A 6,240-nucleotide genomic window follows, 5' to 3' on the forward strand; every position below is an offset into this window, starting at 1 on the left:
AATATGAAGAAGGGAAATATTATCTACTGTTTTTTCTGTGCCAACAATTCAAGCCCGCGATTCATTTCATGAAGGACTTCTTCATCTTTCTCACGTTCCATTGCTTTTTCAATGGCTGCTCCTACTTCATCGCCGCCAATTTTACCAAGTGCCCATGCTGCAGTCCCCCGCATTACTGGTCTTGGATCATCTTTCATAACACCTATTAAATCAGGAACTGCTGCCGTTTCTTTAAAGTGTGCAAGCGCCAAAATTGCATTTCGTTGCAGTGGTTTTTTCCCCCGCCACGATCCTGACATAATACCATACTTCTCTTTAAAATCTCGATTGCTAATCGTTAAAAGTGGTAGTAATAACGGCTTAACTAACTCTGGATCCGGCTCCATCTCGGGATGATTATGAAAATCTTTCCCTTTATTTTTCGGACAAACTGTTTGACATGTATCACATCCATATATACGGTTTCCAATCTTATCTCGATATTCTTCAGGTAAGAAACCCTTCGTCTGTGTTAAAAACGCAATACATTTTTTGGAATCCAATTGTCCGCCCTGTACAAGTGCTCCCGTTGGGCAAATATCAATACACTTTGTACAGCTGCCACACTGATCTTCTATCGGCTGGTCAGGGAGAAATGGTACATTCGTAATCATTTCACCTAAATATACATAAGAGCCAAATTCAGGAGTAATAATAGAACAATTCTTTCCACTCCACCCAATACCAGCACGTTCCGAAACAGCTCGATCACTCAATTCTCCTGTATCCACCATTGACTTCACTTCTATATCTGGAAGTTTCTCAATTAAATATGCCTCTAATTTCTGCAGGCGATCTCGTAAAACAAGGTGATAATCTTGTCCCCAGGAAGCTCGACAAAAAATACCTCTTCGCTCTCCTCGCTTACTTAACGGCGCATTTTTCAACTTCGATGGGTACGCTAACGCAATCGCAATAATTGACTTTGCACCAGGCAATAACAGCTGTGGATTTGTTCTTTTTTCAATATCAGGTTCTTCAAAACCAGACTGATAATTTAATTGTTGCTGCTGCATTAAACGCTGTTTTAATTCTTCAAATGGTGAAGCACTCGCAAAACCTATTTTATCTATTCCAATCGTCTTACTATACGCTATTACTTCTTGTTTTAATTTCTCAAAATCCATGCTTAAGCTTCCTCCTACGATGAATACATACACCTCATCTAACAAGTAGCCACCTACTGTTGGTTAACAATTTACTTCGTAATCATACTCTTTCATTCTATTTTCGCATAAAATTATCATTTCCAAACATTAAAAAACGCAATGCCTCGTTTATCTTAGAAACGAAACACTGCGTTGATCACAATTTATTATGAGAATATGAAATAAGATCTGGAGCGGGTGAAGGGAATCGAACCCTCGACCAGAGCTTGGAAGGCTCTTGTTTTACCACTAAACTACACCCGCAAATATGAAAAAACATAAGTCATTGAAATAACTTATGTAAAATATTATAGCATGTAACAAAAGTCCAAGCAAGAATTTTATCGAAAAAAGTCGAAAAAGTGATGATATACTCATCACTTTTTCAATTCTTTATCAATTTCCTTTTTGATACTATCATAATCTGGATTCGCAAGATTTCCGTTTACATATACTGAAGGAGCACCTGGTACTTTTAGTTTTTTTGCGTGATCTGAATCCTTCTGTACTTTATCTTGTGTTTCCTTGCTATGTAAATCTTTTTTAAACTGCTCCACATTCACTTTCGGAAGTTTTTCCTTTACTATATTAAGAAGCAATTCTTCTGTAATCCATTCTTCATTTTCTTTCTTCTGATTCTGATAGATTTCATCATAGAATGTCCAGAATGATTCTGGATCCTGTTTATAAATCGCCTCACCAGCAGCAGCACCTAAATCAGAATCTTTTCCGATGAATGGGAAGTTAATAAAATAAAACTGTACTTTACCTTTATTAATATAATCTTCTTTTAAACGAGGTAATACTGTCGAATCCCAAGTCCGACAAGCTGGACATTTAAAATCTCCAAATTCTACAATCTTAATAGGGGCATCTTCCTTACCTAAAGATTGTTGTGTGGAATAAGCAAACATCTCATCCCCTTTATCTTTCTTGTCATTTATAATACTATACACAATTGTCCCTATTACGATTAATACTGCGACAGAAAAAACAATACCAAGAACCATGATTTTGTTTGATGATTTCATATACATTCCTCTTTAAATTCATATTATGTATACATTTTTGTATACATTACACATAATATCAATACTTATACAAGTCACGCAATGAACACGCTCACATAATTTCCAAAAACATAACAAATGTGACGATATTGTGTCCCCTTTTTTCATATTTTATTCATAAAAAAAAGCTCCTATATAGGAACTCCCTTTAGCTTACAGCTTTTTCACGTGCTGTCTTTTGCACGGAATGCTCTGTTTTAATATCGTGACGAATCACTAATTTCTCACTTACAGCTTGCATATATTCATCATGTTTAATGTATCCTTGTCGCTCCATTAGTTTTAAAACAACATTTCGTCTTTCTACTGCTTTATCATAATTCTGTGCAGGTGAATAATAGGCAGGTGCCTTTACTACAGCAGCCATCATAGCACTCTCACTCAATGTTAATTGATTGACCTTTTTACCAAAGTATAAATTTGCCGCCTTTTCAATTCCCCATGCACCTTCTCCATAATAAATATTGCTCACATATAATTTTAAAATCTCATCTTTAGTAAATGTGCGCTCAATTTTTTTTGTATAAAAAATTTCTTTCCATTTCCGAGAAAACGTACGTTCATTAGATAAAAAAACATTTTTTGCAAGCTGCTGTGTAATTGTACTTCCGCCCTGTACAACACCACCAGCTTTTATATTTTCAATAGAAGCACGAACAATTGCTATATAGTCTAAACCGTTATGATGATAAAACCTTTTATCCTCAGTCGCAATAAATGCGTGAGCTAACGAATCTGGCATCTCTAATTGAGCAGGTACATGTAACTTACTAATATCACTTCGTTCAATCATTACATTTCCGATAAATAATAATGTACAACTTAGTAATAATAATAAAATAATAGCTTTATAAAAAAATTTTGCAATCGGATTGAATGAAATTTTTTGGTGATAGTTTACCCTAGATAATACTCGTTCTTTCATCGTGCACACCTCTTTTCCGTACATCATATATAATTCTCAAATTAAGAATACATTTTCTTTAAAGAACGTCCAATCGATTTCTCTTACACCTACCTTACAATGTTGTAAGTTATAAAGTGAAACTTTAATCAGCGGGGGTTTTCTTCATCACCCACTGATTATTAGCCCTCACCAATCGGGCTTTTACGGACAGTTTATCTCCCATCTAACTCCTTTGCTTTCGCCAAATTTTGAGGTCGGAGTATTACTGCCCGCAAATCGCGGGATAAAAAACATATTGTATCACAATACCACTTAACTTCCTATTCATATGAAAACTTGAATAGGAAGCCCCATTCTTCTATTATATCATTTGATATGCATCTGTTTTTTGAGCGGTGAACTGATTTTTTGACCAATTTTCTGTATAACAGTATAACTATTATACAGAACAAACGTTCTATTAATCAATACTAACTTTCTAATTTCCGTTTCAAAATAACTATACTTTTAGTTTGACCTTTCTCCTTGCATATTAGACGATTTTCTTTATATAAAAAGAAAGGTTAGTCGTTTGAGATGATCTCAAGCGACTAACCTATATATACATCAATTAAAAAAAACCTCTTTTTAGGTGTGAGAGAGCATCTATTCATGCATAGAAGCGGTCAGGGCCTTTTTCTGCCACATGCGAAGTAAAAACGGAAAGAGCAAACGAGTGTAGGTCACTGTTTATTCTGCATAGCAGGGATTTAGATGTTGAAAAATTAAAATGGATTTATATAAAAATATATATAATTTTATAATCGCCCTACTAGATTATAAGGTTTCATATGGAATAAAATGAGTTGCCTTCATCTCATCAAGCGTTCTTGATCTCATATGAGGACGCGTTATATACGCATCAATATTTTCTTCATTGAAAAATTTTAGTAGAAAAAAGACCCTATTCATTAAACGAAAGGGTCTTTTTTCTTCATTATTCACCTAAGTCCACGTTATGGTAAACTTGTTGCACATCTTCTAAATCTTCTAATGCATCAATCATTTTTTCAAATTGTACTTGTGCATCTTCTGGAAGTTCTACATCATTTTGTGCAAGCATTGTTAATTCTGCAACTGTAAATTCAGTAATACCAGCATCTTTAAGTGCTGCTTGTACTGCATGGAATTGATCAGGTTCAGCATAAACGATAACAGATTCTTCTTCTTCCAAAATATCACGTGCATCTACATCTGCTTCCATTAAAATCTCAAGAACTTCATCTGATGTTTTTCCTTCAAGACCAATAACAGCTGTCGCATCAAACATATATGCTACAGATCCGTTCACGCCCATGTTACCACCATTTTTACTAAATGCAGCACGTACATCTGCTGCAGTACGGTTTACATTATTTGTAAGTGTATCCACGATTACCATAGATCCATTTGGTCCAAATCCTTCATAACGAAGCTCGTCATAGTTTTCTTCTGAACCACCTTTTGCTTTTTCAATTGCACGGTCAATAATTGTTTTTGGTACACTATACGTTTTTGCACGCTCTAATACAACTCTTAACGTTTGGTTTGATTCTGGATCCGGCTCACCTTGTTTTGCTGCTACATAAATCTCACGTCCAAATTTAGCGTATATACGGCTTGTATTTGCATCTTTTGACGCTTTTTTGTCTTTAATATTGTTCCATTTACGGCCCATACTGTTCCACTCTCTTTCACGTTTAAATCTACATAAAAAATATTAATATGAAATACACTGTTTATTCAACACTTTTTCAAAATAAATACAAAAAGTTCTTAATCAATTCGCATTACTGACATAATATAAATCGATATAATTTTTGTTCATTCACCAAATTATATTATACCTTAATTCTATAATTCATTACGAGTGTAATACTCAAATAACATGATTTTACAGTTTGTGGTGAATGATTAGTGATGTAAAGTTTTTCACTAACTTCTTCATTTCTACGCCACTTGCTTCACCACATGTAATATTAGGTAATAAAAGCTCTATTTTCGTTCTACTAAGCTGTTTCATATTCGAAAAAGACTCTAACATTTCTGTTAGAGTCTTTTTCTACCACGCTATTTGATACCGATGGTCGGGGTCGAACCGACACTCCCGAAGGAACACGATTTTGAGTCGTGCGCGTCTGCCAATTCCGCCACATCGGCATAATAAGAAAGGCGGCAACCGGATTTGAACCGGTGGTAAAGGTTTTGCAGACCTCTGCCTTACCACTTGGCTATGCCGCCATATTAAATTTGGAGCGGAAGACGGGATTCGAACCCGCGACCCCAACCTTGGCAAGGTTGTATTCTACCACTGAACTACTTCCGCAAAAATGGCTGGGCTAGCTGGATTCGAACCAGCGCATGACGGAGTCAAAGTCCGTTGCCTTACCGCTTGGCTATAGCCCACCGAATTATTAATACATTATATAGTTTTAACACTTATTTTATTACTATTAATATTTACATAAGACGTTATCTATCTTATCATAGTTAAATTAATTTGTAAATATTTTAAATAAATGGGGCGACTGATGGGAATCGAACCCACGAATGCCGGAGCCACAATCCGGTGCGTTAACCACTTCGCCACAACCGCCATGTTATGTTTTGGCAGGGGTAGTAGGAATTGAACCCACACTGGAGGTTTTGGAGACCTCTGTTCTACCTTTAAACTATACCCCTATATAAAATGTAAATGGTGGAGGGGGGCAGATTCGAACTGCCGAACCCGAAGGAGCGGATTTACAGTCCGCCGCGTTTAGCCACTTCGCTACCCCTCCGAAACTTACATGGTGCCGGCTAGAGGACTTGAACCCCCAACCTACTGATTACAAGTCAGTTGCTCTACCAATTGAGCTAAGCCGGCATATTTAGTTAAAATGGTGGCTCGGGACGGAATCGAACCGCCGACACGAGGATTTTCAGTCCTCTGCTCTACCGACTGAGCTACCGAGCCTTTATATAAATGGCGGTCCCGACCGGGGTCGAACCGGCGATCTCCTGCGTGACAGGCAGGCATGTTAACCACTACACCACGGGACCATTTGGTTGCGGGGAC

5 protein-coding genes, 11 tRNA genes and 1 pseudogene are annotated in these 6,240 nt (G+C 36.7%); all 17 read right to left on the minus strand.

Annotated features, from left to right (window positions below):
• Positions 1-23 precede the first annotated feature (23 nt).
• On the minus strand, positions 24-1,166 hold the full coding sequence (queG, locus tag ACIQ7L_RS25905) for a tRNA epoxyqueuosine(34) reductase QueG (RefSeq protein ID WP_400572816.1): 1,143 nt from the start codon (positions 1,164-1,166) through the stop codon (positions 24-26).
• Positions 1,167-1,377: 211 nt separating this feature from the next.
• Positions 1,378-1,451: transfer RNA gene (locus ACIQ7L_RS25910), tRNA-Gly, on the minus strand.
• Positions 1,452-1,564: 113 nt separating this feature from the next.
• Positions 1,565-2,218: a DsbA family protein gene (locus ACIQ7L_RS25915; RefSeq protein ID WP_400572818.1), complete on the minus strand. Its 654-nt coding sequence runs from the start codon at positions 2,216-2,218 to the stop codon at positions 1,565-1,567.
• A gap of 187 nt (positions 2,219-2,405) precedes the next feature.
• The gene (locus tag ACIQ7L_RS25920; protein ID WP_400572820.1) at positions 2,406-3,182 is read right to left on the minus strand and encodes a transglycosylase domain-containing protein; all 777 of its coding nucleotides are present in this window, start codon (positions 3,180-3,182) and stop codon (positions 2,406-2,408) included.
• 779 nt (positions 3,183-3,961) lie between these two features.
• Positions 3,962-4,082: pseudogene (locus ACIQ7L_RS25925) on the minus strand (DNA mismatch repair protein MutT); the annotation flags it as partial.
• 58 nt (positions 4,083-4,140) lie between these two features.
• Positions 4,141-4,860, minus strand: a complete 720-nt coding sequence (locus ACIQ7L_RS25930; RefSeq protein WP_097896623.1) for a YebC/PmpR family DNA-binding transcriptional regulator — start codon at positions 4,858-4,860, stop codon at positions 4,141-4,143.
• A gap of 216 nt (positions 4,861-5,076) precedes the next feature.
• Positions 5,077-5,205 carry a hypothetical protein gene (locus ACIQ7L_RS25935; RefSeq protein WP_400572822.1) on the minus strand — a complete coding sequence of 43 codons (129 nt, stop codon included), beginning with the start codon at positions 5,203-5,205 and terminating at the stop codon, positions 5,077-5,079.
• Positions 5,206-5,260: 55 nt separating this feature from the next.
• Positions 5,261-5,342, minus strand: a tRNA-Leu gene (locus tag ACIQ7L_RS25940).
• 10 nt (positions 5,343-5,352) lie between these two features.
• Positions 5,353-5,423, minus strand: a tRNA-Cys gene (locus ACIQ7L_RS25945).
• A 10-nt stretch (positions 5,424-5,433) separates the two neighbouring features.
• Positions 5,434-5,508, minus strand: a tRNA-Gly gene (locus ACIQ7L_RS25950).
• 5 nt (positions 5,509-5,513) lie between these two features.
• Positions 5,514-5,588 (minus strand) — tRNA-Gln (locus ACIQ7L_RS25955).
• A gap of 114 nt (positions 5,589-5,702) precedes the next feature.
• A tRNA-His gene (locus ACIQ7L_RS25960) sits at positions 5,703-5,778 on the minus strand.
• A 12-nt stretch (positions 5,779-5,790) separates the two neighbouring features.
• A tRNA-Trp gene (locus tag ACIQ7L_RS25965) sits at positions 5,791-5,864 on the minus strand.
• 14 nt (positions 5,865-5,878) lie between these two features.
• Positions 5,879-5,962 (minus strand) — tRNA-Tyr (locus ACIQ7L_RS25970).
• A gap of 10 nt (positions 5,963-5,972) precedes the next feature.
• A tRNA-Thr gene (locus tag ACIQ7L_RS25975) sits at positions 5,973-6,048 on the minus strand.
• A gap of 14 nt (positions 6,049-6,062) precedes the next feature.
• Positions 6,063-6,138 (minus strand) — tRNA-Phe (locus ACIQ7L_RS25980).
• A gap of 10 nt (positions 6,139-6,148) precedes the next feature.
• Positions 6,149-6,224 (minus strand) — tRNA-Asp (locus ACIQ7L_RS25985).
• Between the last annotated feature and the right edge of the window lie 16 nt (positions 6,225-6,240).

This window comes from Bacillus sp. NPDC094106 (assembly GCF_044764345.1).
In the GTDB taxonomy this organism is placed as follows: Bacteria; Bacillota; Bacilli; order Bacillales; family Bacillaceae_G; genus Bacillus_A.